The 4,002-nt window shown below is 68.6% G+C and carries 4 protein-coding genes and 1 tRNA gene; all 5 read left to right on the top strand.

Annotated elements, in window-relative coordinates; all coding sequences use genetic code 11:
* The coding region (locus HUU96_RS12710) for a (d)CMP kinase (RefSeq protein ID WP_174293136.1) at positions 1-275 on the top strand (275 nt) is incomplete at its 5' end.
* A gap of 248 nt (positions 276-523) precedes the next feature.
* A complete protein-coding gene (rpsA, locus tag HUU96_RS12705) occupies positions 524-2,236 on the top strand; it encodes a 30S ribosomal protein S1 (RefSeq protein WP_174293135.1) in 1,713 nt (570 codons plus the stop codon).
* A 119-nt stretch (positions 2,237-2,355) separates the two neighbouring features.
* Entirely contained in the window at positions 2,356-2,634 is a 279-nt protein-coding gene (gene ihfB / locus HUU96_RS12700) for an integration host factor subunit beta (RefSeq protein WP_174293134.1), read from the top strand.
* Between the two features lie 42 nt (positions 2,635-2,676).
* Positions 2,677-2,760 (top strand) — tRNA-Leu (locus HUU96_RS12695).
* A gap of 62 nt (positions 2,761-2,822) precedes the next feature.
* On the top strand, positions 2,823-4,002 hold a 1,180-nt coding region (locus HUU96_RS12690), incomplete at its 3' end, for an ABC transporter substrate-binding protein (RefSeq protein WP_174293133.1).

Below are 4,002 nucleotides of genomic sequence, written 5' to 3'. Positions count from 1 at the left end.
ACATCGGCACGGTCATCGCACCCGACGCCGACGCCAAGCTGTTCGTCACCGCCGCGCCCGAGGTCCGCGCCAGCCGCCGCCAGGCCGAGCTCGCCGGCGGGTCGGACTATGCTGCCGTCCTCGCCGACATCCGCGCCCGCGACGAGCGCGACAGCAGCCGCTCGACCGCGCCGCTGGTGATGGCGGACGATGCGGCGTTGCTCGACACCAGCGCCATGTCGATCGACGCGAGCGTGGCGGCGGCGATCGCACTGGTCGAGGCGTCTGTCCGATAGCCGGCCGCCCAGCTTGCCTCCCCGCGCGTTCCACGCTATAGGAGGGCTGTCCAGCGAGCAGGCGCTCATGGCGGTCGGCGCGGGAGGCTTGCCTTCACGCGCCCTTTTCGCATCCCGCGTCTTGCTCCGCCGCATCGCCCGCCCCGCCGGACGCCGCGACCGGCATGGGGCCGCCGCGGCACAGCGGCTGACAGACCGTCGGAACCAACCGGCCGGCCGGACACGATACTGAGGAACTGATTCACTTTATGGCTACTCAAGCCCTTCCCACTCGCGACGATTTCGCGGCGATGCTCAACGACATGTTCGGCGGTGCCGACAGCTTCGAGGGCCGCGTGGTGCACGGCACCGTCACCGCGATCGAGAATGATCTCGCGGTGATCGACGTCGGGCTGAAGTCGGAAGGCCGCGTGCCGCTGCGCGAGTTCGCCGCGCCGGGCCAGAAGGCCGAGTTGAAGGTCGGCGACGAGGTCGAGGTCTATGTCGACCGCGTCGAGAACATGCATGGCGAGGCGATGCTGTCGCGCGACCGCGCCCGCCGCGAGGCTGCGTGGGACAAGCTGGAGACCGAGTTCGCCAAGACTGCGCGCGTGGAGGGCGTGATCTTCGGCCGGGTCAAGGGCGGCTTCACCGTCGACCTGTCGGGTGCGGTGGCGTTCCTGCCGGGATCGCAGGTCGACATTCGCCCGGTGCGCGACGTGACGCCGCTGATGGACATCCCGCAGCCGTTCCAGATTCTGAAGATGGACCGCAAGCGCGGCAATATCGTCGTCTCGCGCCGCGCGGTGCTGGAGGAGACGCGCGCCGAGCAGCGTTCGGGCCTGATCCTCAGCCTTGCCGAGGGGCAGATCATCGACGGCGTCGTCAAGAACATCACCGATTACGGCGCGTTCGTCGACCTGGGCGGTATCGACGGCCTGCTCCACGTCACCGACCTTAGCTACAAGCGCGTCAACCACCCGTCCGAGATGATCAACATCGGCGACACGGTGAAGGTGCAGATCATCCGCATCAACAAGGACACGCAGCGCATCTCGCTGGGCATGAAGCAGCTCGAGAGCGATCCGTGGGATGGCGCGTCGGCCAAGTATCCGGTCGGTGCCAAGCTGTCCGGCCGCGTCACTAACATCACCGAGTACGGTGCGTTCGTCGAGCTGGAGGCGGGCATCGAGGGGCTGGTCCATGTCAGCGAGATGAGCTGGACCAAGAAGAACGTGCATCCCGGCAAGATCGTCTCCACCTCGCAGGAGGTCGACGTGATCGTGCTGGAGGTCGACGCCGACAAGCGCCGCATCTCGCTCGGCCTCAAGCAGGCGCAGAGCAACCCGTGGGAGGCGTTCGCCGCCGCCCATCCGATCGGCTCGACGGTCGAGGGCGAGGTCAAGAACGCGACCGAGTTCGGGCTGTTCATCGGCCTGGACAACGATGTCGACGGCATGGTCCACATGTCCGACATCGCCTGGGGCGTGTCGGGCGAGGATGCGCTCAACCTGCACCGCAAGGGCGAGATGGTCGAGGCGGTGGTGCTCGACATCGACGCCGAGAAGGAGCGCATCAGCCTCGGCATGAAGCAGCTCGAGCGCGGCGGCCCCGCGGCGGGCGGCATCGCCGCGGCGGGCGAACGGCTCAACAAGAACCAGGTCGTCACCGTTACTGTGCTGGAGGTCCGCGACATGGGCCTTGAGGTACAGGCGGGCGACGACGGCGCGGCGGGCTTCATCAAGCGCGTCGACCTCGGCCGCGACCGCGACGAGCAGCGGCCGGAGCGGTTCCAGGTCGGGCAGAAGTTCGACGCGATGGTCACCGGCTTCGACCGGTCGAAGAAGCCGACCTTCTCGATCAAGGCGATGCAGATCTCCGAGGAGAAGCAGGCGGTGGCGCAGTATGGCTCGTCCGACTCGGGCGCGTCGCTGGGCGATATCCTTGGTGCGGCGCTGAAGGCGCAGACCGAGAAGAAGTAAGGAGCGGCGACCGGAAGGCGCACCCCTTCCGGTCGCGGCTTGTTTTGGGGTGGTGCGGGCGTGTAAACGCTCTTAACGGTCGTCTTGACTTATATCAGGCCATCCGGGGGGAGAAGCCGATGATACGTTCGGAACTCGTGAAGAAACTGGCCGATGCCAACCCGGATTTCACGCCGGGCGAGGTCGAGTCGATCGTCACCACCTTCTTTGACGAGATCGTCGCTCGGCTCGCCGCCAATGGCAGGGTCGAGTTGCGCGGCTTCGGCGCGTTTTCCACCCGCGCCCGCGACGCCAGGACCGGCCGCAATCCGCGTACCGGCGAGTCGGTCGACGTCGATGCCAAGCGGGTGCCGTATTTCAAGCCCGGCAAGGAAATGCGCGCCCGCCTCAACGTCTGACGCTTGCTTTGCAGGGCCGGCTGGGGCTTGTCCCCATGGTGCGCGGACGTGGCGAAATCGGTAGACGCTGCCGACTTAAAATCGGTTTCCTTCGGAGTGCGGGTTCAAGTCCCGCCGTCCGCACCAGCCTCCTACTAGCGACCGTTGTCTGGCTCGGCGGCTGCAATGCCCGGCCGGACGTCGGGCCGGTGGTGGTCAGCGCCATCGGTGCCGCTCCCGCCGACATGGCCGCTCGAGCGACGCTCGACACGCCCACCCGTCTGCTGCTCGACTCGACGGCGCAGGGGCTGGTTCGTTTCGACGCGGCCGGACAGATCGAGGCCGGGCTGGCCGAGCGCTGGACCGTGATCGACGGCGGCATGACCTATATCTTCCGCCTGCGCAGCGCCCGCTGGAGCGACGGCAGCGCGGTGACCGCCGGCGAGGTGGTCGATGCGCTCCGGCACCAGCTCGACGAGCGGTCGCACAACCCGCTCGCGCCGTTCCTGACCGCGATCGCCGACATCGTCGTCATGACGCCGCAGGTAATCGAGGTGCAGCTGAAGCGGCCGCGGCCGGACCTGCTGCGGCTGTTCGCCCAGCCGGAACTCGCGGTCGTGCGGTCGGGCTCGGCGATGGGTACCGGTCCGTTTCGGAACGCCGGGCCACTGCTGCGTCCGGTGCCAGACCCGGCGCGCACCGATCCCGATGATCCGAAACCGCAGCGGCCGGAGGATGACATCCGGCTGATCGGCGAGCGAGCGTCGCTGGCGATCGCGCGCTTCGCGGCTCACCGTTCCGATCTTGTCACCGGCGGCAGCGTCGTCGACTGGCCGCTACTCGCCGCCGATGGCGAGATCGCGCCGGCGAACGTCCGCATCGATCCGGCGGCGGGGCTGTTCGGCTTCGCCATCGTCGACCGAAGCGGCTTCCTTGTCCGACCTGCGCAGCGCGCCGCCATCGCGGAAGCGATCGACCGTGCCGCCGTTACCGCGGCGATCGCCCCTGGCTGGACGCCGGCCGAGACGATCCTGCCCGACACGCTCGACTCGGCGGGCGCACCGGCCACGCCGTCATGGCTGCCGCTCTCCCTGTCCGATCGGCTGGCGGAAGCGCGCGAGCAGGTCCGGAGCTGGCCGGGCGGCGCGGTCGTTTTGCGGATCGCAATACCGCCCGGTCCCGGCGGGACGCTGCTGCGCGGAGCCATCCACGCCAGCCTGACGCGGATTGGTATCGGCATCGTCTGGGTCGGCATGGACCAGCCGGCCGACCTGCGGCTGATCGACGCGGTCGCACCCTATGACAGCGCCCGCTGGTATCTGGCCACCGCCTGCCAGCTCTGCAGCGACGAGGCGCGTGCCGCACTGGCCGCGGCGCGGGAGGCGCCGA

Source organism: Sphingomonas bacterium, from assembly GCF_903644135.1.
In the GTDB taxonomy this organism is placed as follows: Bacteria; Pseudomonadota; Alphaproteobacteria; order Sphingomonadales; family Sphingomonadaceae; genus Sphingomonas.
This window is presented reverse-complemented; position numbering and strand designations above follow the sequence as displayed.